This is a genomic window from Rubrivivax albus (genome assembly GCF_004016515.1).
GTDB lineage: Bacteria > Pseudomonadota > Gammaproteobacteria > Burkholderiales > Burkholderiaceae_C > Rubrivivax > Rubrivivax albus.
On sequence record NZ_SACT01000002.1, the window covers coordinates 61,315 to 85,549 of the forward strand.

Genomic DNA, 24,235 nt, shown 5'->3' on the forward strand with positions numbered 1-24,235 from the left:
TCAGTTTGCGCCGGTGATGATGCGCGAGCCGCCGTTGGCCTCTGCAGCCTGGGCCTGCTGCTGGGCCTCGAACATGGCCTGGAAGTTCACTTCCGTCAGCAGGATGGGCGGGAAGCCGGCACGCGTGCAGACGTCGGAGACGATGGCGCGCAGGTAGGGGTAGATCATCTGCGGGCAGACGATGCTGACGATGCCCTGCATCTGCTCCTGCGGCACGTTGCGGATCTCGAAGATGCCGGCCTGCTTGGCCTCGACGAGGAACAGCACCTTGTCCTGCACCTTGGTGGTCACGGTGGCGGTGACGGTGACCTCGAAGATGCCTTCGGCGACGGCCTCGGCCGCCATGCCGAGGTTGATGTCGACCTGCGGCTGCTGCTGCTCGAGCAGGATCTGCGGCGAATTGGGCTGCTCCAGCGACAGGTCCTTGAGGTACATGCGCTGGATGTTGAATACAGGGGTGTTGTCTTCGGCCATGGGTGTCTTCCGGTTGAATCGCGGATTATCACCCGGCAGCCCTGACGCCCCGGTGGCGCCAGCCGGCGCCGGGGCCCCGGATCAGGTGGCGGCGCCGAGCAGCGGCATCAGGCCGCCGCGCTGGTCGAGGTCGAACAGGTCGTCGCAGCCACCGACATGGGTGTCGCCGATGAAGATCTGCGGCACGGTGCGCCGGCCGGTGATCTGCATCATGTGGTCGCGGGCACCGGGGTCCAGGTCGACCCGGATCTCCTCGATCTGTGCCACGCCCCGCTTCTGCAGCAGCATCTTCGCGCGCACGCAGTAGGGGCAGACCTGCGTGGTGTACATGCGGACCGGACTCATCCCCTGCATTGTGCGCACGACGGGCATTTCGTGCTGCCGGCGGCCACAAGCCCGTGTGGACTACGCCGTCTTCTCCACCGGCAGGCTGGCATCGGCCCAGCCGCGGTTGCCGCCGGCCAGCGCCACGGCCTTCTCGTAGCCCTGCTTGCGCAGCAGCGCCGCCGCCCGGCCGGCGCGCGCGCCGGAGGCGCAGGTCACGATGACGGGCGTGGACTTGTTGGACGGCAGGGCCTTGGCGCCGTCGAGGCTGCCAAAGGGCACGTTCTTCGCCCCCACCGGGTGGCCCGCCGCGAACTCCGCCGGTTCGCAGACGTCGATCAGCACGCCCTTCTCGCGGTTGATCAGGCGCACGGCCTCGTTGGCCGAAACCTTGCCACCGCCGGCCCCTGCCAGCGACGGCCGCAGCAGCATCGCGCCCGACGTCACCGCCAGCAGCACCAGCATCCAGTTCTCGCGCAGGAAGTCCAACACGGGCAAGGCGTCCAATCAGGAAAACCTGGGATTATAGAATTCAGTGCATGCACACCCTGGTCCTGCTCCGTCACGGCGAATCCACCTGGAACCTCGAGAACCGCTTCACCGGCTGGACCGACGTGGACCTCACGCCCACCGGCGTGACCCAGGCACGCGACGCCGGCCGGCTGCTGAAGGCCGAAGGCTTCGAGTTCGACCTCTGCTACACCTCGGTGCTCAAGCGTGCCATCTGGACGCTGTGGCACTGCCTGGACACGATGGACCGCACCTGGCTGCCGGTGGTCAACCGCTGGCAGCTCAACGAGCGCCACTACGGTGCGCTGCAGGGCCTGAACAAGGCCGACATGGCCCAGCAGTACGGCGACGCGCAGGTGCTCGTCTGGCGCCGCAGCTACGACACGCCGCCGCCGCCGCTGACGGCAGAGGACCCGCGCTGCGAACGCAGCGACCCGCGCTATTCGGGGCTGAGCACCGAACAGGTGCCGCTGACGGAATGCCTGAAGGACACGGTGGCGCGTGTGCTGCCGCTCTGGCACGAGGAGCTGGCGCCGCAGATCCGCAGCGGCAAGCGGCTGCTCGTGGCCGCCCACGGCAACAGCATGCGCGCCTTGGTGAAGTACCTCGACGGCATCAGCGACGCCGACATCGTGGGCGTCAACATCCCCAACGGCATCCCGCTCGTCTACACGCTCGACGTCGACCTGAAGCCCGTCGCCAAGCGCTATCTCGGTGATGCCGAGGCGGTGGCTGCTGCGGCCGCCGCCGTGGCCGCGCAGGGTCAGGCCAGGCCGTAGAGCCGCTCCGGCGGCACGCGGACAACCAGCTTGCGTTCGGCCGCCGGGCCGACGACGCGTGTGCCTTCTCGCGCGTGTCGCGCGCAATCGTGTCCACGATCGCGGCCCCTGCGGCATTGGTGATGGCCGCCACCTGGGGCGTCCGCGCATCGGCGCCGCGGCGCACCACGACGGCACGCTCGCCGCTGGCCAGTTGCACGAAGTCGCCGGGCGGGTAGATGCCGTATTCCTTGATCACCGCGGCGGCCACCGGGCTGCCGTCGGCTTCCAGGAACATCTGCCGTGCCGCCTCCTGGATCGGCAACGCCGGACGGGCTGCGCGCGGGCTGATCTTGGCCATGAACACATCCGCCAGGCGCAGTGCCACCGCCAGCGGCGTGGGCGCGTCCAGGCCGGCCGGGTAGCCGGTGCCACCACGCCGCTCGTGGTGCTGCGCCACGGCGTCGAGCCAGGCGGTGTCGTCGATGCCCGCGCCCCGCAGGCTGGCCGCTGCGGCTTCGGGATGGGCCCTCAACTCGGCGCGCAGTGCCTCGGTGAGCCTGTTGTCGCTGGCCGCGAGGCGGCCCTGCAGGTCGACGATGGCCATGTTCATGGTCAAGGCCGCCTTCACGAAGCGCAGGCGGTCGTCGTCCGACCACCCCAGCCGCTGCGCCGCCAGCTCGGCCACCAGCGCCGTGTGCAGCGCATGCGCGAGCCCATAGCGCTGCAGGCGCGCCGGGTCCTGGCGGATGGTGAGGTAGATCGCGATGTCCACGTCGCGTCGCGCCAGCGCCACGAAGTCCAGGGCGAAGGCCTGCAGCCGTTCACCGAAGCCAGGTTCGGCGAGTCCGGCCAGCAGCTGTTCCAGCCGCGTTGGCGCCTGCGCCCAGAGGTCGAACAGGGTCAGCGGTCTATCCGGATTCGCCGCCTTCACGGCACGCACGCGCTCGACGTCCGCGTCCTCGACCGTCGAGCCGCGCTCGACCAGCTGCTCGAGCTGGCGGGCCGACGCCACGATCTGCCCGCGCGCCAGCAGCAGCACGCCGTTGGCATTGAGGATGTCGAACTGCAGCGGTTCGACGACGCGGATCTCGCCCGTGACGTCGCCGAGTTGCGCCATGGCCTGCCCCCAGGGCTGATGAGCGGCCGACTTTAGCGCGCGCCGATGCCCCGGGAAACCGTGGCCGCTCAGTGCCTCAGGGCCTGTGCCAACAGCGGCACGACCGACACCGCGTTGCTCGCATGCGGCACGCAGTCGGTGCTCCAGACACGCCCCACGCCGGCCGCCCGCACCTGCGCCTCGGCATCGCCGACGAAGAGCGCGTGCGTCACCGCCACGTCCACGCTCGCCGCGCCGGCGGCCAGCGCGCCGCGCGCGGCACCGACCAGCGTGCGCCCGGTGCTGGCCACGTCGTCGAGCAGCACCACGGCACGGCCGGCCACCGGCGCCGCGGGCAGCGACACGGCCACGTCGTGATCGCCGTGCCGCTGCTTCAGGCACACGGCATGGTCCAGGCCCGCGGCCTCGGCCGCGGCACGCACCCACTGGCCGGCCTCCTCGTCCGGGCCTAGCAGCAGCGCGCCAGGCACCTGCTGCGCGATCCAGCGGCCCAGCAGCGGCGCCGCGGTCAGCGCCGTGCCTCGGCGGCCGGGCAGCACAGCGTCCAGCGTCGGCACGCGGTGGAGGTGCGGGTCCACGGTGACCACGCGGTCGAAGGCCTGCGCCAGCAGCGCGCCCACGTGACGCTGGCTCACCACCTCGCCCGGCGTGAAGGCCATGTCCTGTCGCATGTAGGCCAGGTAGGGGCTGACCAGCGTGAGCCGCCGTGCGCCGAGTTCTCGCGCGCCGGCTGCGGCCAGCCAGAGCTCGGTGAGCTTGGCGTTGGGCTGCTGCAGCCCGCGCAGCAGGATCACGTCCGGCGGCAGCTTGGCGGGCAGCCGCAGTCGCGTCTCGCCGTCGGGGAAGGCATGTCGCTGCACCAGCATGCTGGGCCAGTCCAGGGCTGCCGCCAGCGCTTCGGCCAGCGGTTGTTCGTCGTCGAAGTGCAGCAGCATTCGTCGGGCCTTCACGACAGGCCGCGCCCATCGACGATGTCGCGCGGCAACGTGGCGGCGTCACCGATGCGCCAGCCGCTGTCGGCCTCGGCCATCGCACGGGCAAAGGCCAGGTCGGCCTCGTAGCAGGCGTGCAGCCGGTACAGCGGTTGCCCGGCCTCGACACGGTCGCCCAGGCGCACGGCCAGGTCAACGCCGGCCGACGGCACCTGGGGCGCGCCGGTCAGCCGCGCGATGCGCGCCAGGCGCAGGTTGTCCACGCCGACCACCGTGCCCGAGACCGGCGCGGCCACGTCGAAGGTCAGCGGCCCGGGCGGCGGTGGCGTGCGCCGGCCCTGGGCGTCGATGATGGCGTTCATGCGCTCCAGCGCGCGGCCCGATTCGAGGATGTCGCGCGCGATGCGCCAGCCGTCGCCGCCGCGCACGTCGGGGTCGAACTCGATCATGCGGCCGGCCAGTCGCAGCGCCTTCTGCCGCAGGTCGTTGGGCGCGTCCGGGGCGTTGCCCAGCACCTGCATCACGTCGCGCGCCTCCAGCACCGGGCCGATGCCACGGCCGATGGGCTGGCGGCCGTCGGTGATCACTGCGTCCAGATGCAGGCCCAGGCGGTCGGCCACGAACTCGAACAGCTTCTTCAGCCGTTGCGCCTCGGGCATGGAACGCACCTTGGCCGTCGGGCCCACCGGAATATCCAGCAGCAGGTGGGTGGAGCCGGCCGCGAGCTTCTTGCTCAGGATGGAGGCCACCATCTGCCCGGGGGAGTCCAGCGCCAGCGGGCGTTCCACCGAGATCAGGATGTCGTCGGCCGGCGACAGGCCCGCCGTGCCGCCCCAGGCCAGGCAGCCGCGCGTGGCGCGCAGGATCTCCGCCAGGCGCTGCGTGGGCAGGGCCACGTCGGCCAGCACTTCCATGGTGTCGGCCGTGCCGGCGGGCGAGGTGATGGCACGCGACGAGGTCTTCGGGCACCACAGTCCATGGGCGGCCACGATGGGCACCACCAGCATCGAGGTGCGGTTGCCCGGGATGCCGCCGATGCAGTGCTTGTCCACCACCGGGCCAGCGCCCACGTCGTGGGCCCAATCCAGGCGCTGGCCGACGGCGGCCATGGCCTGCGTCAGGTGCAGCACCTCGTCGCGGTCGAGCTCGAACTGGTGGGTGGCGACGACGAAGGCCGCGAGCTCGATCTTCGAGTAGCGGGCCGCGGCGATGTCGGCCACGATGGCCTGCAGGTCCTCGCGCCCCAGCCGGTCGCCGGCGATCTTGCGGTGCAGCGCCGCGATCGACGGCGGCGGCTCGGCATGGTCGACCCGGGCCGCGTGGCCTTCGGCCACCTGCAGGCGAGCGAACGCGTCCTCGCTGACGCCGAGCTCGCAGCGCGCGACGATGCGTTCATCGTCCACCACGTTGAGCACGGCGGTGAGCGTGGTGCCGTTGGCGTGCACCGTCACCTTGGACAGCGCCTGGAAGCCCTCGGCACGCACCACCGGACAGTCGCGGTGCAGGTAGACCACGCTCTCGCGCCAGGTGTCGATGCCCACCCGGCGGATCTGCAGCGTCTGCGCCGGGCCCTTGCCGTTCATCGCGCGACTCTACTGCGCCGCCAGGCGCTCACCGATCAGGGTCTGCAGCGAGGCCGCCAGCGCGCGCCGGTCGGCGTGTGCGCTGGCCTGCGGTTCGATCACGTCCAGGTGCACGACCAGGCCGTCGGCGCGCGCCAGCGCCCACAGGCTGTCCAGCAGCGTCGCGTCGCCGACCCAGGTGGCCGCTGGGCTGAAGCGGTGCCGAGGGTCGGCATAGCGCAGCGCCACCGGCTGGATGGCCGCGCCGGTGGCGATCGCTGCCTGCAGCAGGTTGGCGTGGAACGGCAGCAGGTCGGGCCCGGTGCCGGTGGTGCCTTCGGGGAACACCGCCACCGTGTCGCCAGCCTGCAGCGCCGCGGCCATGTCGTGCACCACGCGCAGCGCATCGCGCCGGCTCTCGCGGCGGATGTAGAGCGTGCGTGCGCTGTCGATCAGCCGGTTCAGCAGCGGCCAGCCCTGCACGTCGGCCTTGGAGACGAAGCGCGCCTCGGGACAGACCGCGTGCACCGCCATGATGTCCAGCCACGAGACGTGGTTGGCGACGATCAGCTTGGCGCCTGGCTTGAACCGCCCCTGCACGCGCAGTTCCAGGCCCAGGCAGCGCAGCATCTTCGCCGCCCACCAGCCCACGCGTGCCTCGCGCGCGGCCGGCGCCAGCGACGGAAAGCGCAGCAGCACGATGGCCATGCCGTGCAGCACATGGCCCAGCGCACGCAGCAGCCGCCAAACGGCGCGCAGCATCAGGCGTCAGGAGCCGAGGTCGCCTCGTAGGCCACGGTGCCGGCCACCAGCGTGGCACGCACGCGGCCCGGCAGCTCGAAACCGCTGTGCTCGAAGGCGAACGGCGTGTGCGTGCCCTGGCTCTTCAGCAGTTCCGGCTTCACTGGCCAGCGCGCGTCGGGGTCGAACACGCAGATGTCGGCCACGCCGCCTTCCGCCAGCCGCCCGGCGCTCGCGGCCAGCGAGCCCAGTGCCTTGCCCAGCACCTGCACCGGGCCCTGGGTGATGACGGCCAGCGCGCGCTGCAGCCCCACCCCGCTGGCCTCGCCCCAGTGCAGCGCCAGGCCCAGCAGCAGTTCCAGCCCGGTGGCGCCGGGCACGGCCTCGGCGAAGGGCAGCGTCTTCTCGTCGGCGCTCACGGGCATGTGGTCGGAGACCAGCGCGTCGAGGGTGCCGTCGGCCAGCGCCGCCCGCAGCGCGTCGCGGTCGCGCGCACTGCGCAGCGGCGGCACCAGGCGCATCGCGGGGTTGAAGTAGCCAATGTCCATGTCCGTCAGGTGCAGCGAATGGATGCTCACGTCCGCCGTCACCGGCAGGCCTTCGGCCTTGGCGGCGCGCAGCATGGCCACGCCCGCGGCGCTGGACAGGCGGCACAGGTGCACACGCGCACCGGTGGCGCGCACGAGTTCGAACAGTGTGGCCAGGGCCACCGTCTCGGCGGCCACCGGCACGCCCGACAGCCCCAGCCGCGTGGCCACCGGCCCGCTGGCAGCCACGCCCTTGCCGAGCCATCGGTCCTGCGGGCGCAGCCACACGGTGTAGCCGAAGGTGCTGGCGTACTGCAGCGCGCGCCACAGCACCTGGGTGTCGGTGACCGGCGACTCCGCCTGCGAGAAGCCGATGCAGCCGGCCTCGGTGAGCTCGGCCATCTCGGTCAGCGCCTCGCCCCCCAGGCCACGCGTGAGCGCCCCCAGCGGGAACAGACGGCAGCGGCTGAGCTTGCGGGCGCGGAACTTCAGCATCTCCACCAGGCCCGGCTCGTCGAGCACGGGGTCGGTGTCGGGCGGGCAGACCAGGCTGGTCACGCCGCCGGCGGCGGCCGCGGCCAGTTCGCTTTCCAGCAGGCCCTCGTGCTCGTGGCCCGGCTCGCGCAGCCGAGCCGCCAGGTCCACCAGGCCCGGGGCGACGATGCAGCCGCGGGCGTCGATGCGGCGGTCGGCCGTGAAGTCGGGGCTGACGGCGCCGATGGCGACGATGCGGCCGGAGGCGATGGCGATGTCGGCGGCCTCGTCGCGGCCCGAAGCCGGGTCCACCACCCGGCCACCCTGCACCAGGATATTCATGCGTCGTTCCCCGCAATGATGGACATCACCGCCATGCGCACCGCGATGCCGAAGGTCACCTGCGGCAGGATCACGCTGTGCGCGCCGTCGGCCACCTCCGACGCGATCTCCACGCCGCGGTTGATCGGGCCCGGGTGCATGACGATGCAGTCCGGCCTGGCCAGCGCCAGCTTCTCCGGCGTCAGGCCGAAACTCTTGAAGAACTCGCCGGCGCTGGGCAGCATGGCGCCGCTCATGCGCTCGTTCTGCAGCCGCAGCATGATGATCACGTCGGCGTCCCGGATGCCCTCGGCCATGTCGTGGCACACGCGCACGCCCATCTCGCGCAGGTCGCCCGGCACCAGGGTCTTGGGGCCCACGGCACGGATCTCCGGCACGCCCAGCGTGGCCAGCGCGTGGATGTCGCTGCGCGCGACGCGCGAGTGCACGATGTCGCCGACGATGGCCACCGTCAGCCCGGTGAAGTCCTGCTTGAAGTGCCGGATCGTGTACATGTCCAGCAGCCCCTGCGTGGGGTGGGCGTGGCGCCCGTCGCCCGCATTGACCACGTGCACGTGCGGCGCACAGTGCTGGGCGATCAGGTAGGGCGCACCGCTTTCGCTGTGGCGCACCACGAACAGGTCGGCCTGCATCGCCGACAGGTTGGCGATGGTGTCGAGCAGGCTCTCGCCCTTGGCCGTGCTGCTGCGCGCGATGTCGAGGTTGATGACGTCGGCGCTCAGCCGCTTGGCCGCGATCTCGAACGTGGTGCGCGTGCGCGTGCTGTTCTCGAAGAACAGGTTGAACAGGCTCTTGCCGCGCAGCAGCGGCACCTTCTTCACGTCGCGCTCGTTGACGCTGAGGAAGGTGCCGGCGGTGTCCAGGATCTGCGTCAGCACGGCCTTGGGCAGGCCTTCGATGGACAGCAGGTGGATGAGCTCGCCATGGGCGTTGAGCTGGGGGTTGCGCTTGCTCAGCATCAGCGGCCCTCCTCGGTGTCGAAGCTGAAGCGACCGGCATCGTCGCGTGCGAGGCGCAGCCGCTGGGTCGGCGCCAGGGTCACGCGGGCGGCGGCGAACGCGGCTTCGATCGGCAGCTCGCGCCCGCCGCGGTCCACCAGCACCGCCAGGCGCACACGGGCCGGGCGACCGTAGTCGTAGAGCTCGTTGAGCACGGCGCGGATGGTGCGGCCGGTGTAGAGCACGTCGTCCACCAGCAGGATGTCGGCGCCGTCGACCGCGAACGGCAGCGCGGTGGCGTCGGCGCCGGCGGCCAGGCCACGCTCACCGAAGTCGTCGCGGTGCATCCGGCTGGAGACCGTGCCCACGGCGTCCAGGCCCAGGTCGGCCTGCAGCCGCTGCACCAGCCAGGCCCCGCCGGACCAGATGCCGACCAGCTGCGTGGCCGGCGACATCAGGCCGCGCACGCCGTCGCGCAGCTGGCTCACCAGCGCCTCGGCATCGAGCGAGAGGTTCATCGGGACTCCCCCAGGAACTGTTCCAGGATCAGGGCCGCCGCCGCCGCGTCGAGGTCGCGGGCGCCGGCCTCGGCGGCGGCGGTGGTCGTCCAGCGCTCGTCCACCTCGTGCACCGGCAGGCGGAATCGGCCGTGCAGCTGGCGGGCAAAGCGCTGGGCGCGCGCCGTATTGTCGTTCGGTGCGCCGTCGGGGTGACGCGGCACGCCGACCACGAGGGCGTCGGGCTGCCACTCGGCGATCAGGGCGGCGATGGCAGCGAATCGCGCATCGCCCTCGGCGGTCAGCGTCTTCAGTGGCTGGGCCGTGCCGGTGAGGGCATTGCCCGCGGCCACGCCCACCCGGCGGAGGCTGAAGTCGAAGGCCAGGAAGGATTGCGGGGCACGGGCAACGGCAGGACTGCCCTCAGGCATGCCCCGCCTCGCCGCTGAGCATGCGCGGGTCGACCCCGAGCAGGCCGAGCGCGCGGTCGTAGCGCTGCTCGATCGGGGTGTCGAAGATCACCGCCGGGTCGGCCGGCACGGTGAGCCAGCCGTTGCGCACGATCTCGTCCTCCAGCTGGCCCGGCTCCCAGCCGCTGCAGCCCAGGGTGATCAGCAGCTTCTTCGGGCCGGCGCCATCGGCCACGGCCTCGAGCACGTCCTTGCTCGTCGTCATGGCCAGGCCGCCTGGGATGTTGAGCGTGGAGCTGTAGCCGCTCTCCTCGTCCGGCGCATGGCCCTCGTGCAACACGAAGCCGCGTTCGGTCTGCACCGGGCCGCCGAAGAGCACCGGCTGGCGGGCCAGCTCGTCACGGTCCAGCGGCAGTTCCACCTTCTCGAACAGGTTCTTCAGCGTGATGTCGATGGGCTTGTTGATGACCAGGCCCAGCGCGCCCTTGTCGTTGTGCTCGCACAGGTAGACCACGCTGCCGGCGAAGTTCTCGTCGACCATGCCGGGCATGGCGATCAGGAACTGGTTGGTGAAGTCATTGCCGGGCATGCAGGGATTCTAGGCGCGGGCACACTCCTGCCGTGGAAAAGCCCATCGACCGCGCCCTCGTCTGGCTGCGCCGCGACCTGCGCGCCGACGACCATGCCGCCCTGTACCACGCGCTGCGCGCCGCCCGCCAGGTGTGGTGCGTGTTCGTCTTCGACCGCGCCATCCTGGACCCGCTGCCGCGCCGCGACCGGCGGGTGGAGTTCATCCGCGACAGCCTGGTCGGCGTGGACGCCGAACTGCGCGCGCTGGCGGCGTCCCACGGCGTGGACGGCGCGGGGCTGATCGTGCGCCACGGCCAGGCGGTGGCGGAGATCGTCGCGCTGGCGCGTGCACTGCACGTGCAGGCGGTGTACGCCAGCCACGACGACGAGCCGGCGGCGCTGACCCGCGACGCCGCGGCCCGCGGTGCGCTGGCCGAGGCCGGCGTGGTGCTGCACACCAGCAAGGACCACGTCGTCTTCGAGCGCGAAGAGGTCCTGACGCAGGCCGGCGGCGCCTTCTCGGTCTTCACGCCGTACAAGAACGCGTGGCTGAAGAAGCTGACCCCGTTCTACCTCAAGGCCTACCCGGTGGCCAGACACGCCAGCGCACTGGCACCGCGGCCGCCGGGCGAAGCGGGCGTGCCGGCGCTGGAGGATTTGGGGTTCGAGCGCACCAACCTGCACCAGCTGAAGCTGCCCAGCGGCCCGGCCGGCGCCCAGGAACTGCTGGACGACTTCCTGGGCCGCATCGACCGCTACCACGAGGCGCGCGACTTCCCGGCCGTCAAGGGCCCCAGTTACCTGAGCACGCACCTGCGCTTCGGCACGGTATCGATCCGCCGGCTGGCGCGGGAGGCGCACCAGCGCATGGTGGCCGGCCAGCGCGGCGCCGAGGTCTGGCTGTCGGAACTGGTCTGGCGGGACTTCTACCACCAGGTGCTGCACCACCACCCGCACGTGGTGGGCCATGCCTTCCGCCCGGAGTACGACCGCATCCGCTGGGCCCATGGCAAGGCGGCCGACGCCCATTTCGACGCCTGGTGCGAGGGCCGCACCGGCTACCCGCTGGTGGACGCGGCAATGCATCAGATCAACCAGACCGGCTACATGCACAACCGGCTGCGCATGGTGGTGGCCAGTTTCCTGACCAAGGACCTCGGCATCGACTGGCGGCGGGGCGAGGCCTACTTCGCGCTGCACCTCAACGACTTCGACCTGGCCGCCAACAACGGCGGCTGGCAATGGGCCGCCAGCAGCGGCTGCGACGCCCAGCCCTACTTCCGCATCTTCAACCCGGTCAGCCAGAGCCAGAAATTCGACCCCGAGGCGCGCTTCATCCGCCGCTACCTGCCGGCGCTGGCGAAACTGCCCGACAAGCTGATCCATGCGCCCTGGCTGGCGCGGCCGGTGGACCTGGCCGCCGCAGGCCTGCGGCTGGGCGTGGACTACCCCGAGCCCATCGTCGACCATGCCGAAGCGCGGGCGCAGACGCTGCAGCGCTACGCGGTGGTCAAGGGCGGTTGAAACAGGTCAGCCGCGGGCTTCCAGCAGTTCGCGCAGTGCGCGCGGCAGCGGCGCACGCAGCCGGGCGGCCAGGGACTGCTCGTGTTTCTGCCACCACAGGCCGGCGCCGATGACGCCCAGGCCGACCAGTGTCAGCGCGAAGGGAAAGACCAGGCTGTCCTTGAACAGCACCTGCGCCAGGTAGCCGAGGTAGCCGGCCACGCCCAGCCCACCGAAGACCGCGAAGACCCGGCGCGACAGCAGCGCGCCGACGCCGATCATGACCAGGTTGATGCCGCAGTACGCCAGCTTCGACCACTCGCTGTCCGAGCGCATCAGCGACAGGCCGCCCCAGAACGCCAGCACGCCGGCCAGGTAGAGCCAGAAGGCGAAATCGGGCCCGTGCCGGCTGCGCAGGTCCACCCAGAAGGCCAGGCCGATCAGGGCCAGGCCGGTGACCAGCGACACCAGCTTGCGCAGTTCCCAGTCCACGTCGGGCTGTCCGGCCAGGAAGGGCGCGAAGTCCATCGTCAGGTACCACAGCGTCACGGCCACCGGCATCACCGAGAACGGCAGCCGCCAGCGCCACAGCACCGCGGCGCCAGCAGCCAGCGTGGCCAGTTCCATCAGCAGCCAGCGGCCGTCGATGTGGCGGTGGTAGTCGCGCGCAGCCTCGCCCTCGGGCCACAAGTCGGCGGCCTGCTGCAGGCCGTACACGGCCAGCGGCACCAGCGCCACGGCCAGCGCCGCCAGCAGGCCTGCCGGGATCGGCTGGCCACGGGAGCGCAGCAGGTGATCGGCCGTGGCCAGGGCCGCCACGGCATACGCGACCGCGATGGCGGCCAGGCCCGTGCCACCGAAGCGCTCCCAGCCCAGGGTCATGAACAGCGACATCGCGCTGATCGCGATCAGCCCCCCGAGGTAGTAGAGGATGTGCGACGTGCGGAAGCCCGGCCGGTCAGCGTGCCGCGCCTGCAGGAACGTCCAGAGGGCGTCGGCCTGGCCAGCCGGGATCAACCCCTGCGCTTCGGCGGCCTGCAAGTCGGTGCGTTTCAGGTCCACGGTCGGCCCGGGCGAGGTGGTGGTGCCCGACGTTCAGCCGTGCACTGCAAACCAGACCGGATTGCGGACAACCCGGCCCAAGGCGCTCTCACGGGCCGCTCACAACGCGATGTCGGCCTGCACATGGCGCGCCACCAGCGCCAGCAACTCGTCTTCCGAATAGGGCTTGCCCAGGTAGTGGTCCACGCCCAGTTCGGCCGCATAGTCGCGGTGCTTCTGCGCGATGCGCGAGGTGATCATGATCACCGGCAGGTCGGCCAGCCGCGGATCGGCGCGCACGTTGCGGACGAGGTCGAAGCCGTCCATCCGCGGCATCTCGATGTCCGACAGCAGGATCGCCGGCCGTTCCTCCGCCAGGCGCTCCAGGGCGTCCATCCCGTCCTTGGCGAGCACCACGCGGTAGCCCTCGCGGACCAGCAGGCGCTGGGTCACCCGGCGCACGGTCAGTGAATCATCGACCACCATCACCAGCGGCGACAGCGCCACCGGCAGCGCGGCCTGTTCCGGAACCGCTGCCAGCGGCTCAGGTATGGCCTGCATGCGCCGGCGCGCCTCGTCGCCGTAGACCGCCGCCAGCGCCACCGGGTTGTAGATGGTGGCCACGGCGCCGGACGGCAGCAGGGTCACCCCGGCCAGGCCCGGCAGGCGCGACAGCTGCGGGCCGACGTTCTTGACCACCACTTCCTGGTTGCCCAGCACCTCGTCGACGTGCACCGCCACACGCTGCGCCGCCGAGCGCAGCACGATCACGGTCTGCGAGCGGGCTCCGCCCACACCGCGGCCCTCGGCCTGCAGCAGGGCACCGAGCCAGTAGAACGGCACGTCCTCGCCATCGTGGGCAAAGTGGCCGCTGGCATAGCTGGCCTCGACCACCGCCGGCTTCTCGCGCCGCACCACCTCGACCAGCGTCGACGGCACGGCCACCTGGCGTTCGCCGAAACGCAGCATCACGACCTGCGTCACCGCCGTCGTCAGCGGCAGCAGCAGGCGGAAGGCCGTGCCCTGCCCGGCCCGGGTGTCGGTCTCGATGCGGCCGCCCATGGCCAGCACCTCGGCCCGAACCACGTCCATGCCCACGCCACGGCCGGAGAGGCCGGTGACGGCATCAGCGGTGGAGAACCCGGGCACGAAGATCAGCTGCGCGACCTCGGCGTCGCTGGGATCGGCATCGGCGGCCAGCAGTCCGCGCTCGATGGCCCGGGCGCGGATGCGCGCGAGGTTGAGCCCGGCGCCGTCGTCACGCACCTCCACCGCCACCTCGTTGCCTTCCTGCACCGTGGTGATGGTGATGGCGCCGGCCTCCGGCTTGCCGGCCTTGTGCCGCTCGGTGGCACCTTCGATGCCGTGGGCCACACTGTTGCGCAGCAGGTGCTCGAACGGGCCGACCATGCGCTCCAGCACACCACGGTCGACTTCGATCGAGCCGCCGACGATGTCCAGCCGCACCGACTTGCCGGTCTCCTTGGCAGCCAGCCGCACCACGCGGTACAGGCGGTCGGACAGGCTCTCGAACTCGACCATGCGCGTGCGCAGCAGGTCGCCCTGCAGTTCGCGCGTCAGGCGCGCCTGCATCGCCAGTTCGTCTTCCGAGGCCTGCAGCGCGCGCTGCAGCCCGCGCTGCACGGTGGCCACGTCGTTGACCGACTCGGCCATCATCCGCGTGAGCTCCTGGAAGCGCGTGAAGCGGTCCATCTCCAGCGGGTCGAAGGATTCGGCCGCGGCCTTGGCCGCCTCCATGCGCGACGTGATCTGGGTCTCGGCCTGAAGTTCGATGTCGCGCAGGTGGCGCCGCAGCTTCTCGAGGTTGTCGGTCAGGTCGCCGAGCGAGCCCTGCAGCGTGCGCATCTCCGACTCGATGCGCGCCCGCGTGATGCTCACCTCGCCGGCCTGGTTGACCAGGCGGTCGAGCAGCGGGGCGCGCACGCGCACCGTGGCCGCCTGGCCGGAGCCGGCCGTGGCCTCTGCCGATTCCGTCTCCGGCGCCACCAGCGCTTCAATCTCGGCGAAGCGCGACCAGTCGATCTCCGCGGCCGGTGCCGGCGCACGCTCGGCCTGCTGACCCGCGGGCGCGGCATCGACCGCAGGCGCCAGCGCCGATGCAGGTTCGGCAGGAGCCTCCGAAGTTGGCGGCAGCGGCAGCGTGGCCTCGACCTCGGCTTCGTCCTCTGGCTGGGTCGGCGCCGGTGCCACGATGGCCTCGGGTTCGGGCGGGACGACAGGCGCCGGCGCCACCGGCTGCGGGGCGGGCGCGGTACGCAGCCGCTCGAAGACCGCGGCCATGGTGTCGGCGCGGGCCAGCAGCCGCTCCACGGACTGGGCGTCGACGTCCTCGCGCGCCATCAGGCGCTCGATCTCGCCTTCCAGCCGGTGGGCCAGTTCGCCCACGCGCATCGCGCCCGCCAGTCGTGCGCCACCCTTGAAGGTGTGCAGCGTACGCATGCAGGCCGATGCCGCACCGTCGTCGCCGGGATGCCGCGCCCACTCGCCGAGCCGGGCGCGCAGTTGCGGCAGCAGTTCGTCGGCTTCCTCCTCGAAGATCGGGAACAGGTCGGCGTCGATGGCATCGACGGCATCGACCTCGTCGGCCCAATCCAGCTCGACTGGCGGCGCCACTGTCGTCGCCACCGGCGCGGTCGGCGCGGGCGTGAGGTCGGCGAGTTCGTCGTCGTCCAGCATCGGCGACTCGGTGTCGCGCTCCGGATTCGACGTGGCCACCTCGTGGTCGAGCAGGCGCGCCATCAGCGGTTCGCTGACCGGCTTCAGGAACCCGGCGGCGAACTGGTGCAGCAGCGCCCGAATCTCCTCGGCCGCGTCGCTGAAGAGTGACGGCTCGCCTTCACTGGCGTGGCCGATGGCGCGGCTGCGCATCAGCGCATGTTCCAGCGAACGCGCCAGCACCGACAGGTCGGTGAAGCCGACGGTGCCGGAATTGCCGGCCAGCGAGTGCGCCAGCGCGATCGTGGAATCGCCGACCGGCCGATGCGGCTCGAGCGACCATTCGGCGATCTCGGTGCCCAGCCGGCGCGACTGCTCGTCCGCCTCGTTGAGGAAGATGTTGAACAGCGGGATCGCGATGCGCAGCGGGCCTATGATCTTGACTTCGTCGTCGGCGGGCTCCGCCGCCGCATCGGTAACCGGTGGCTGGGCGGCTTCCGTTTCGACGGCGGGTTCGGTCTCGGGTGGCGGTCCCGCGTCCACCGCGACCTCGGCCTCGGCCCCGATCTCCGGTGCAACGGGTGTCGCCTCGGGAAGCTCGTGCGGTTCGTCCAGCGGTGCAGGCGCAGCGGCCTCGACTGGCACGACCTCCGACGGTACCGCGGTCACTTCGGCCGGCGTGTCGAACACGAGGTCGAACTCGGCGACCGACAGCTCCACCTCCTCCAGCGCCTCCGGTTCGGGCAGGGGCAGGTCGGGCAGCGCCGTCAGGTTTTCCGGCGCGGACTCGGGCTGCGCGGCCTCGACAGGCAGTTCCGTCATGGCCGGCGTGGCGGGCTCGGCGTCGTCCAGCGCCTCCAGGTCGAGCGTGAAGTCGGCCGTCTGGTCGTCGGGCGCCAGGGGGGCTTCCGCGGCGGGTACCGCTTCGGCCACCTCTTCTGCCAACTCTTCGGCCACCTCGTCGAGCGTCGGCAGCAGATCGTCGGTGCCGCCGTCCATCGCCGACTCGGTGCCAGGCACCGCCGAGAGGTCGAGCGTGTCGGCCAGCGGCGCCTCCGCCGTCGTCGGCACCGCATCCGCCGAAGCCCCGGGTTCCGACGCTGGCTCGAGATCCAGCGACAGCAGGTCGAGGTCGCCGGCCGAGGGCAGGTCGGGCACCCGGTCCACCAGCGGCTCCACGGCAGGTGGCAGCACCGCCGTGCGCTCCATGTCGCCGTATTCTTCCTCGACCGGCCAGTCCGGCAGCGCAGCGGCATCGTCGCTGTCGGCCGGCGTCGCCACGGCACGCACCGGCACCGATCGGCCGTCGATGCGCAAGGCGTCCGCCGCCTCGGCCACGGCAGCGGTCTCATGGCCGCGGTCGACGCCGTCGGCAATGGCCTCTACCCAGTCGGCCAAGTAGTCCAGCGCCTGGGTGCTGAACTGGGCCAGCGGGTCGTCCAGGCGTGCGTTCTGTGCCAGGCGCGCGTTGTACAGCTGCTCGCACGCCCACGCCGCCTCGCCGAAGGCCTTGAGGCCGACCATGCGCGAGCTGCCCTTGAGCGTGTGGAAGGCGCGCCGGACGGTGGTCAGCTCGGCCACGTCGTCCGGCGACTGACCCAGGTGCGCCAGCGACGCGCGGGCACCGGCGATCACCTCGCGCGCCTCCTCGAGGAAGATCTCGCGCATCTCGGCGTCGTCTTCCAGGCCGCTGTTCGCCGCCGCGGCGGGTGCAGGCGCGGGTGCTGGCGTCGGTGCCGCCACGGGTGCCGGCGCCACCGTCGCAGGCGCGACCGTCGGGGCCTCACCCTCGGCCAGGGGGACCACGTTCGTCGCCACCGGTTCGAGCGCCGTCGGCTCGAAGGCGGCGAAGGCCGAGGTGCGCTCGCTCTGCCCCATCACTGCACTGAGCGTGCCAGTGGCGGAATCGAAGCGGAACAGCGTCTTGGCCAGCTGCGGCTGCACGCTGAGCATGTCGATCAGGAAGCTCAGCGCGCCCAGGTTGTCGGCCAGGCGGTCAAAGGTGCCGGCCTGCACCGCCCGCTGCGGGTCGACCTCGGTCTGCGCCAGTTGATCGACGCTGTCGCGCATGTGCAGCACGGCCTGCGAAGCCTGGTCCATGCCGAGCACGGTGAGCACGCCACGCATCGCCGACAGCTGCGCCGGCACCGGGATCAGCAGTTCGCGCTGGGCCGGGTTGCGGAAGTACTGGTCGATCTGCTTCTCGACCTCGGACAGCGACGAGCGCAGTTCCTGCACGACGCTGCCCATGGTCTGGCGGTCGGAGATGCGCCGGTACAGGTCCTCCATCCACGACTCGAGCGGCTGCGGCTCGTTGCCGGCATCGACGTCACGGATGCGTTCGGCCAGCCGCTGCACGCGCTCGGCCAGCACGGGCTGGTCGAGCTCGCCGTCCTCGAGCACGGCATCGAGGTAGAGCACGGCGGTGGCCACTTCCATGGCCAGTTCCGGCTCGGGCTGGCGCTGGGACTGCACGCTGCGGCCCGCGGCCGCCTGCAGGGCCTGCGCGAGCGCCTCGCCACCAGGGAACAAGCGCTGCACGGAATCGGCCAGCAGCGCGAAGGACTCGCCGAGGCCCGCCAGGCGCTGCAGTTCGCCGCCGGCGACGGCGGACCAGGCATCCTTGGCGCCAGCCACGCGTTTGCGCGCCTGCAGCATCACGGCCGGGTCGAACAGGCCCAGACGCGGGGTGTCGTAGTCGGCGCGCGCCTGGTCGTCGCCCGGCCAAACCGACTGCACGGCCATCAGGCGCAGCTGGTTGGCCGGATCGGTGGGTTCCGCGCGCACGCAGTAGAAGAGCAGGTCCTGCGCCAGGCGCTCGGACACGGCCGCATCGCCCTTGATCGCACCGCGCAGCTGCGCGAGCAGCCTGGACGCGATGCGTTTGGTGTAGAGGTCCTGCTCGATCAGGCGGGCCGCCTGGGCCTCGAAGAAGGCCGCTGCCAGGTGCCACAGCGTGGCCAGTTCGCCCTGGGTGCCCGCGCCGAGCTCTGAACAGAGGTGGCTCATGCGCAGTGGCGCGGCCGGGTCGGTGCCGCGCATCAGCGCCAGCACCAACCCTTCCATCTCGCCGCGCGCTGCGTCGTCGGCGGCACGCGGGGTGACCCGCGCGTCGACAGGCAGCTGGCGCCACTGCCAGTCGCTGGACCACAGGTCGGCCGGATGCACGCGCTCGGCACCGGCCAGGGCCTGCACGGCCGCGTACTGCGGGAAGAGCGCCAGCGTGGACACCGGCTTGCCCGCCAGCACGCGCCCCAGGTAGTCGAGCACGGCGAACGAGGCCTGCTCGATGGTCTCCACGGCTTTCGGCGTGGCCAGCTTGGGCCGCGCCACCATGCGTTGCACGGCAGCCTCGCCGGCGCGCAGCACCTGTGCCACCACAGGCAGGCCAACCAGTTCGAGCGCACCGACACCCTGGTGCAGCTGCACGCGCGCGTTGCGCAGCACAGCCGGGTCGGCGCTGTCGACGTCGGAACCACCGACCCCTTCGACCTCGCGAACATAGCGTCGCAGCGCCTTGTGCGCAGTCTCCAAGGTGCGCCGCAACTCCCCCTGCACCCACGCCAGGGCACTGAGGTCGTCGCCGGCGATCGGTTCGGCTTCCTGGCTCATGGGGCCTCTTTCGCGTGCGCTGCGCGCCCGCCGTTCAGCTGACCTTGAAGCGCGCCACCGACTGGCGCAGCTCCTCGGCGGTGCGCGACAGTTCGCGCACCATCTGCGCCGTCGAGCGCGTGCCGTCGCCGGTCTGCTCGGTCACGGCGAAGATGTGCTGGATGTTCTCGGCCACCACGTTGGCCGAACTGGCCTCCTCGGACGCCTGGCGCGAGATGCGCTCGATGAGGTCGGAGAGTTCGCGCGTCACGCGGTCGATGTCGGCCAGCGCGGTGCCGGCGGCGTCGGACAGGCGCGCGCCCTCGACCACGCCCTGCGTCGAGCGCTCCATGGCGGCCACGGCGTCCTGGGTGTCGGTCTGAATCGTGCGCACGATGGCCGCGATCTGCCGCGTCGCGTCGCCGGAGCGTTCGGCCAGCCGCTGCACTTCCTCGGCCACCACCGAGAAGCCTCGGCCTGCTTCGCCGGCGCTGGCGGCCTGGATGGCGGCGTTGAGCGCCAGCACGTTGGTCTGTTCCGTGATGTCGGAGATCAACTCGGTGATCTCGCCGATCTCCTGCGACGACTCGCCCAGCCGCTTGATCCGCTTGGACGTCTCCTGGATCTGGTCACGCAGCGTGTTCATGCCGCCGATGGTGTTCTGCACCGCCTGCAGGCCGGTCTCGGCCGCATGCAGCGACTGGCGCGCAACCTGGGCCGTTTCCTGCGCCTGCGCCGACACGTCGTTGATGCGGCCGGCCATCTGCAGCACCGATTCGCCGGTCTCGCGGATCTCGCGCAGTTGCTCGGTGGACGCGGCCAGCAGTTCGGTGGAGGTCTGCTCCACCTGCTGCGTCGTCTCGGTCACGCGCTCCACCGTGGTCTGCACCTGCGACACCAGGGTGCGCAGTTCCTCCACCGTGTAGTTCACCGAGTCGGCGATGGCGCCGGTGATGTCCTCGGTCACGGTGGCCTGCTGCGTCAGGTCGCCCTCGGCCACCGTCTGCAGTTCGTTCATCAGGCGAAGAATGGCGGCCTGGTTGGCGTCGTTGACGCGCTTGGCCTCCTGCTCCTGGCGTTCGGCTTCCTGGCGCTGGGCCTCCGCGGCACGCGCCCGGGTGGTCTGGTCCTGCACGAACAGCTGCAGCAGGCCCCAGCCGCTGCCGGCCAGCAGTGCCAGGCCCAGCAGGCCGGCGGCCAGGTAGGGCAGCGACAGGCCGCCGGTGCCGGTCAGCTGCGCCTGCAGCGCATCCAGACCCTGGCGCAGCGGTTCGCTGTCGGCCACGATGCTGGTCTGCGCCTCGCGGGCCTGCACCAGGCCCTGCAGGTTGCCGAGGATGGCGCCGGCCTGCGTGCGCGTCTGCTCGTACTGCTTGACCAGTTCGGCCAGCACCTCGCGTGTCTGCGGGTCGCGCGTGCCAGGCAGGCGCAGTTCGGGGTTCCCGGACTCCAGGCCGTCGGCGATCTCACGGAAGCTGTTGAGGTCCTTGCCGAGCAGGAACACGGCCTCGGGGCTGACGCCCTCCATGGTCAGGAACTCGTTGGCGCTCTTGCCGATGCGCTGGGTCAGCATCACCAACTGGCCCACGGCCGACAGTTCCGCGGGCGAAGCGCCCTGCTGCAGCTTCAGGGAGGACAGCGTCTCGGCGATCTCCAGCAGGTCGGCCGACTGGCGGTTGATGGCACGCAGCGCCTGGCCGACCTGCGTGAGCGTCTTTTCCTGCGCCAGCACGACCTGCGCGTTCTTCTCGGCACGATCCACCAGCGGCAGCAGCGGGTCCACCAGTAACTGCAGACCCGTCGCTACCGCCGGTGCGGCGCCCGAACCGTCCTTCAGCGAACGCAGGTTGCCGGCGAGGATGGCCGCACTCTCCTTCACCTCGGGGAAGGCGGTGGCGGAACCGACCAGAGCCTGGGAGACGGACTTGGCCAGCCGCTGAGACTGCGTCTGCGCACGGCCCGTGGCATCCACCTGCGCCGCACTGCGGTTGGCCGCCACCAGCGCCAGCGATGCCGCCGCCACCAGCAGCGCGACCCCAGCGACGGCACCCAAGACCAGCAGGCGCTGCTGGCGCGCCGCCGGCAGGTGGCCGATCAGCGGCAGCGGCCTAGCCGTGGCGCCAGCCGCGGCGGCCGCCGCGGCCTCGCCGTAGTCGGGCGCGAGTTCGGAGGGTGCGGCCTCGGAAATGATGGAGGTCTCGCCGATCGTGCTGCGGCCCTCGTCGGGCGCCAGGGTGGCGCCGCCGGGGCCCAGCCGCACCGTCTGCTCCATGGGCGATGCCGCGTCGGCGACCTCTTCGAACGGCACCGGTGGCACCGAGTCGGGGGCCGGATTGCTGCGCGACTTGCCCTTGATCCTGTCCAGGAAGCTCATGGAGGTCCTCTCTCGGTGCTCTTGTGTTCGTCTCTGTGGGGGGGCGGCGAGCCGGCTTCAGGCGTGAACGGTCGGCAACGCCTGGGCAATGCCCAGGAACTGGGGGTGCACGGCCAGCGCCGCCAGGTCGATCTCCTGCCATACCCGGCCGGCTTCGTCCCGCCAGCGCCCTCCGGCGAACGCGGGCCGCGGCCCGTCGGCCGCGGCTTCGGCCTGCAACTGGTTGGGGCTGCGCAGGCCGGCCAGCCTGTCGACGATCAGCGCGGCATGGCTGCCGAGCGCAGGGTTCAGAGCGAGCACGCGGGCCTGTTCACGCCAGGGTTCGCCAGCCGGGCGCGGGCCGCGCAGACCGAGGAAGGCCGCGAAATCGACAACGCCGTGCAGACCGCCGCGCAGGTTGGCCACGCCCACGAACCACGGCAAGGTGTGCGGCACCGGCAGCAGGGTGGGCACGGCGAAGATCTCCCCGGCCGTCGCGAGCGGGAACAACAGCCCCTGCCGCTCGCACTCGACCGCCAGCCAGGCCGTGCGCTGTGTCGTCGACTGCACGGCCTGCAGCCGCTCGGCCAGACGGGCCTGCAGGTCACGGAGCGCGTCGTGGCGTGCCATCGCTTGCCGGGTTCAGTCGAAGGCCTTGATCTTCGCGAACAGTTCGTCCGCGTTGACCGGCTTGACGATGTAGTCGCGCGCACCCTGGCGCATGCCCCAGACCTTGTCGGTTTCCTGGTTCTTGCTGGTGCACATGATGACCGGCACGTCGGCCCACCGCGGATCGCGGGTGATCGTGCGCGTGAGCTGGAAACCGTTCTGGCCCGGCATGACCACATCCATCAGGATGAGGTCGGGCTTCTCCTCGGCCAGGCGGCGCAGTGCCTCCTCGCCGTTCTCGGCGGTGCGGACCGCGTAGCCCTTCTTGCCGAGCAGGTCGGACAGGTGGTAGAGCTCGGTCTTGGAATCGTCGACGACCAGGACTTTCTGGATGGGCATGGCTGGATTCCTCGTGGTGCTCGGCGCGGGGCGGCGTGGCCGATGGAACGCGGGCCGCGATCGGCCTCAGGTCGGCTGCCGCCGGAAGGCCTCCACGGCCTTGAGCAGTTGTTCCTTGGTGAACGGCTTGGTCAGGTAGTCCTCCGAGCCGACCATGCGCCCGCGCGCCTTGTCGAACAGGCCGTCCTTGGAGGACAGCATGATCACCGGCACGTGCGCGAAGCGGGGGTTGCGCTTGATGATGGCGCAGGTCTGGTAGCCGTCCAGGCGCGGCATCAGGATGTCGCAGAAGATCAGTTCGGGGGCGTGGTCGTTGACCTTGGACAGCGCGTCGAAGCCATCCTCGGCCAGCACCACCTGGTGCCCGCCCTGGCGCAGGAAGATCTCGGCGCTGCGGCGGATGGTGTTGCTGTCGTCCACCACCAGCACGCGCGCACCCGCGGCCGGTGCCGCAGCCGCGCCGGCCGCCTCAGACTCCGCTGGAAGTTCCACTTGGACTCCTCGTTCCGACACGCCGCTGGGCCTGCCGGGTCAGATGCGGACCATTTCGAAGTCCTCCTTGCGGGCACCGCACTCGGGACAGGTCCAGTTCATCGGCACGTCGGCCCAGGCCGTGCCCGGGGCGATGCCGTGCTCGGGGTCACCGGCCGCCTCGTCGTAGATCCAGCCGCAGATCAGGCACATCCAGGTGCGAGGTTCGCTCACGTGAGGGCACTTCGATCACTACAATGACGATGCATTGTAGCGACGGCGTCTGCCCGAAAATCAAGGAATTGTGAGCACATAGGCAACACTCCTCGAGTTTCGCTGGAAGTTTGCAGGCCGATTGCCACACCTTGTTTCCCGATGCCGAACGCCGGTCCGGCACGCCCGTTGGAATTTCCCATGAACCCCGAATCCCCCCCGGTCGCCGACACCCTCGATCCGGGTCAGGAGGCCCCGCCACCGGCCTGCGTGATGTGCTTCAACGCCAGCGACCCCAGCGGCGCAGGCGGCCTGCCTGGTGACATCGCCACCGTGGCGGCCATGGGGGCACACGCGCTCCCGGTGGTGACCAGCATCGTGATGCGCGACACCGCGGAGGTGTTCGACCAGCACCTGCTCGACCCCGAGGTGGTGGTCGAACAGGCCCGTGGCGTGCTCGAGGACGTCACGCTCTCCGGCTTCAAGGTCGGTTTCCTCGGCAGTGCCGAGGTGCTCGGCGCCGTGGCCGAGGTGCTGTCGGACTACCCCGACGCCCCCCTGGTGTCCTACCTGCCCAGCCTGTCGTGGCTCGAGGAGGACCAGCAGCAAAACTACCTGGAAGCCTTCCGCGAACTGATCCTGCCAGCGACCGAGGTGCTGGTGGGCAACCACCAGACGCTGATGGAACTGCTGCTGCCCGACTGGGACAGCGAACGCCCGCCGTCGCCGCGCGAACTGGCCGTGGCCGCCGGCGAACATGGCACCAGCTACGTGCTGGTCACCGGCGTGCTGCTGCCGAGCAAGGGCACGGAGCAGTTCATCGACAACGTGCTCGCGTCGCCGCAGGGCGCACTCACGGGGGAGAAGTTCGAGCGCTTCGACACCAGCTTCGTCGGCAGCGGCGACACCCTGGCCGCCGCGCTCGCGGCGCTGCTGGCTGCCGGCAGCGAACTGCAGGCCGCGGTGGGGGAGGCGCTGGCCTTCCTGGACCAGAGCCTGGATGCCGGCTTCCGCCCTGGCATGGGGCATGTGGTGCCCGACCGCTTCTTCTGGGCCCTGCCGCCGGCCGACGAGGACGCCGCCGGCCAGGCGGACGACGCCACGCCACCCGAAGCCGCAGCCGCCGACGAACCCAAGAGCAAGGGAGCTTCCCGCCGTGTCCACTGAACGCAGCAACGTCCAGGCCTTCGAGCGCGCGCA

The 24,235-nt window shown here is 71.2% G+C and carries 21 protein-coding genes and 1 pseudogene; 3 read left to right on the forward strand and 19 right to left on the reverse strand.

Annotation, left to right across the window (positions count from 1 at the left end; translation table 11 throughout):
- The 3 genes from secB to ENE75_RS06495 all read right to left on the reverse strand — a co-directional run bounded on the left by secB (position 1) and on the right by ENE75_RS06495 (position 1,287).
- The gene (gene secB / locus ENE75_RS06485) at positions 1-474 is read right to left on the reverse strand and encodes a protein-export chaperone SecB (protein ID WP_128197021.1); all 474 of its coding nucleotides are present in this window, start codon (positions 472-474) and stop codon (positions 1-3) included.
- An 81-nt stretch (positions 475-555) separates the two neighbouring features.
- Positions 556-819, reverse strand: coding sequence for a glutaredoxin 3 (grxC, locus tag ENE75_RS06490; protein ID WP_128197023.1), 264 nt, complete (start codon positions 817-819; stop codon positions 556-558).
- 60 nt (positions 820-879) lie between these two features.
- On the reverse strand, positions 880-1,287 hold the full coding sequence (locus ENE75_RS06495; RefSeq protein ID WP_128198205.1) for a rhodanese-like domain-containing protein: 408 nt from the start codon (positions 1,285-1,287) through the stop codon (positions 880-882).
- 50 nt (positions 1,288-1,337) lie between these two features.
- Between ENE75_RS06495 and gpmA the strand changes: the two genes are divergently transcribed.
- Positions 1,338-2,087, forward strand: coding sequence for a 2,3-diphosphoglycerate-dependent phosphoglycerate mutase (gene gpmA, locus ENE75_RS06500; protein ID WP_128197024.1), 750 nt, complete (start codon positions 1,338-1,340; stop codon positions 2,085-2,087).
- Positions 2,088-2,361: 274 nt separating this feature from the next.
- Here the strand turns inward: gpmA and ENE75_RS25685 are convergent.
- The 9 genes and pseudogenes from ENE75_RS25685 to ENE75_RS06545 form a co-directional block, all read right to left on the reverse strand.
- Positions 2,362-3,186, reverse strand: a pseudogene (locus ENE75_RS25685) (HD-GYP domain-containing protein); the annotation flags it as partial.
- A gap of 68 nt (positions 3,187-3,254) precedes the next feature.
- The gene (locus tag ENE75_RS06510) at positions 3,255-4,121 is read right to left on the reverse strand and encodes a ribose-phosphate diphosphokinase (protein WP_128198206.1); all 867 of its coding nucleotides are present in this window, start codon (positions 4,119-4,121) and stop codon (positions 3,255-3,257) included.
- 11 nt (positions 4,122-4,132) lie between these two features.
- The gene (locus ENE75_RS06515) at positions 4,133-5,701 is read right to left on the reverse strand and encodes a thymidine phosphorylase family protein (protein WP_128197028.1); all 1,569 of its coding nucleotides are present in this window, start codon (positions 5,699-5,701) and stop codon (positions 4,133-4,135) included.
- A 9-nt stretch (positions 5,702-5,710) separates the two neighbouring features.
- Positions 5,711-6,442, reverse strand: a complete 732-nt coding sequence (locus ENE75_RS06520) for a lysophospholipid acyltransferase family protein (protein WP_128197030.1) — start codon at positions 6,440-6,442, stop codon at positions 5,711-5,713.
- Complete coding sequence (locus tag ENE75_RS06525; protein WP_128197033.1) at positions 6,442-7,764, reverse strand: dihydroorotase; 1,323 nt, start codon at positions 7,762-7,764, stop codon at positions 6,442-6,444. Before ENE75_RS06525 ends, ENE75_RS06520 begins: the two co-directional genes overlap by 1 nt.
- Positions 7,761-8,723 (reverse strand): aspartate carbamoyltransferase catalytic subunit, encoded by a 963-nt coding sequence (locus ENE75_RS06530; RefSeq protein ID WP_128197035.1) that lies wholly within the window; start codon positions 8,721-8,723, stop codon positions 7,761-7,763. The genes ENE75_RS06525 and ENE75_RS06530 overlap by 4 nt, the downstream gene beginning before the upstream one ends.
- A complete protein-coding gene (gene pyrR, locus ENE75_RS06535) occupies positions 8,723-9,220 on the reverse strand; it encodes a bifunctional pyr operon transcriptional regulator/uracil phosphoribosyltransferase PyrR (protein ID WP_128197038.1) in 498 nt (165 codons plus the stop codon). Before pyrR ends, ENE75_RS06530 begins: the two co-directional genes overlap by 1 nt.
- A complete protein-coding gene (ruvX, locus tag ENE75_RS06540; protein ID WP_128197040.1) occupies positions 9,217-9,630 on the reverse strand; it encodes a Holliday junction resolvase RuvX in 414 nt (137 codons plus the stop codon). Before ruvX ends, pyrR begins: the two co-directional genes overlap by 4 nt.
- Positions 9,623-10,198 (reverse strand): YqgE/AlgH family protein, encoded by a 576-nt coding sequence (locus ENE75_RS06545; protein WP_128197042.1) that lies wholly within the window; start codon positions 10,196-10,198, stop codon positions 9,623-9,625. The genes ruvX and ENE75_RS06545 overlap by 8 nt, the downstream gene beginning before the upstream one ends.
- 32 nt (positions 10,199-10,230) lie before the next feature.
- On the opposite strand from ENE75_RS06545, the gene ENE75_RS06550 reads away from it, so the two are divergent.
- Positions 10,231-11,703: a cryptochrome/photolyase family protein gene (locus ENE75_RS06550; RefSeq protein ID WP_128197045.1), complete on the forward strand. Its 1,473-nt coding sequence runs from the start codon at positions 10,231-10,233 to the stop codon at positions 11,701-11,703.
- 6 nt (positions 11,704-11,709) lie between these two features.
- On the opposite strand, the gene ENE75_RS06555 is transcribed toward ENE75_RS06550, so the two are convergent.
- From ENE75_RS06555 to ENE75_RS06585, 7 genes are all read right to left on the reverse strand, one after another.
- Positions 11,710-12,744, reverse strand: coding sequence for a DUF2157 domain-containing protein (locus tag ENE75_RS06555; RefSeq protein ID WP_128197047.1), 1,035 nt, complete (start codon positions 12,742-12,744; stop codon positions 11,710-11,712).
- A 99-nt stretch (positions 12,745-12,843) separates the two neighbouring features.
- Positions 12,844-19,011, reverse strand: coding sequence for a hybrid sensor histidine kinase/response regulator (locus ENE75_RS06560; protein WP_128197049.1), 6,168 nt, complete (start codon positions 19,009-19,011; stop codon positions 12,844-12,846).
- 34 nt (positions 19,012-19,045) lie between these two features.
- On the reverse strand, positions 19,046-21,364 hold the full coding sequence (locus ENE75_RS06565; RefSeq protein WP_128197051.1) for a methyl-accepting chemotaxis protein: 2,319 nt from the start codon (positions 21,362-21,364) through the stop codon (positions 19,046-19,048).
- Between the two features lie 57 nt (positions 21,365-21,421).
- Positions 21,422-21,973, reverse strand: coding sequence for a chemotaxis protein CheW (locus tag ENE75_RS06570; protein WP_128197053.1), 552 nt, complete (start codon positions 21,971-21,973; stop codon positions 21,422-21,424).
- A gap of 12 nt (positions 21,974-21,985) precedes the next feature.
- Positions 21,986-22,351, reverse strand: coding sequence for a response regulator (locus ENE75_RS06575; protein WP_128197055.1), 366 nt, complete (start codon positions 22,349-22,351; stop codon positions 21,986-21,988).
- Between the two features lie 66 nt (positions 22,352-22,417).
- Entirely contained in the window at positions 22,418-22,843 is a 426-nt protein-coding gene (locus tag ENE75_RS06580; RefSeq protein ID WP_128197057.1) for a response regulator, read from the reverse strand.
- Between the two features lie 39 nt (positions 22,844-22,882).
- Entirely contained in the window at positions 22,883-23,035 is a 153-nt protein-coding gene (locus ENE75_RS06585) for a rubredoxin (RefSeq protein WP_128198207.1), read from the reverse strand.
- 201 nt (positions 23,036-23,236) lie between these two features.
- On the opposite strand from ENE75_RS06585, the gene thiD reads away from it, so the two are divergent.
- On the forward strand, positions 23,237-24,202 hold the full coding sequence (thiD, locus tag ENE75_RS06590) for a bifunctional hydroxymethylpyrimidine kinase/phosphomethylpyrimidine kinase (RefSeq protein ID WP_233258965.1): 966 nt from the start codon (positions 23,237-23,239) through the stop codon (positions 24,200-24,202).
- The last annotated feature ends 33 nt before the right edge of the window (positions 24,203-24,235 follow it).

Excerpts from the sequence above, each read along its gene's own strand:
- secB (WP_128197021.1), bottom strand. The coding sequence starts at position 474 with ATGGCCGAAGACAACACCCCTGTATTCAACATCCAGCGCATGTACCTC.
- ENE75_RS06520 (WP_128197030.1), bottom strand. The coding sequence starts at position 6,442 with ATGCTGCGCGCCGTTTGGCGGCTGCTGCGTGCGCTGGGCCATGTGCTG.
- ENE75_RS06575 (WP_128197055.1), bottom strand. The coding sequence starts at position 22,351 with ATGCCCATCCAGAAAGTCCTGGTCGTCGACGATTCCAAGACCGAGCTC.
- ruvX (WP_128197040.1), bottom strand. The coding sequence starts at position 9,630 with ATGCCTGAGGGCAGTCCTGCCGTTGCCCGTGCCCCGCAATCCTTCCTG.
- pyrR (WP_128197038.1), bottom strand. The coding sequence starts at position 9,220 with ATGAACCTCTCGCTCGATGCCGAGGCGCTGGTGAGCCAGCTGCGCGAC.
- gpmA (WP_128197024.1), top strand. The coding sequence starts at position 1,338 with ATGCACACCCTGGTCCTGCTCCGTCACGGCGAATCCACCTGGAACCTC.
- grxC (WP_128197023.1), bottom strand. The coding sequence starts at position 819 with ATGAGTCCGGTCCGCATGTACACCACGCAGGTCTGCCCCTACTGCGTG.
- ENE75_RS06565 (WP_128197051.1), bottom strand. The coding sequence starts at position 21,364 with ATGAGCTTCCTGGACAGGATCAAGGGCAAGTCGCGCAGCAATCCGGCC.
- ENE75_RS06570 (WP_128197053.1), bottom strand. The coding sequence starts at position 21,973 with ATGGCACGCCACGACGCGCTCCGTGACCTGCAGGCCCGTCTGGCCGAG.
- thiD (WP_233258965.1), top strand. The coding sequence starts at position 23,237 with ATGAACCCCGAATCCCCCCCGGTCGCCGACACCCTCGATCCGGGTCAG.
- ENE75_RS06560 (WP_128197049.1), bottom strand. The coding sequence starts at position 19,011 with ATGAGCCAGGAAGCCGAACCGATCGCCGGCGACGACCTCAGTGCCCTG.
- ENE75_RS06525 (WP_128197033.1), bottom strand. The coding sequence starts at position 7,764 with ATGAATATCCTGGTGCAGGGTGGCCGGGTGGTGGACCCGGCTTCGGGC.
- ENE75_RS06510 (WP_128198206.1), bottom strand. The coding sequence starts at position 4,121 with ATGCTGCTGCACTTCGACGACGAACAACCGCTGGCCGAAGCGCTGGCG.
- ENE75_RS06585 (WP_128198207.1), bottom strand. The coding sequence starts at position 23,035 with ATGTGCCTGATCTGCGGCTGGATCTACGACGAGGCGGCCGGTGACCCC.
- ENE75_RS06515 (WP_128197028.1), bottom strand. The coding sequence starts at position 5,701 with ATGAACGGCAAGGGCCCGGCGCAGACGCTGCAGATCCGCCGGGTGGGC.
- ENE75_RS06545 (WP_128197042.1), bottom strand. The coding sequence starts at position 10,198 with ATGCCCGGCAATGACTTCACCAACCAGTTCCTGATCGCCATGCCCGGC.
- ENE75_RS06530 (WP_128197035.1), bottom strand. The coding sequence starts at position 8,723 with ATGCTGAGCAAGCGCAACCCCCAGCTCAACGCCCATGGCGAGCTCATC.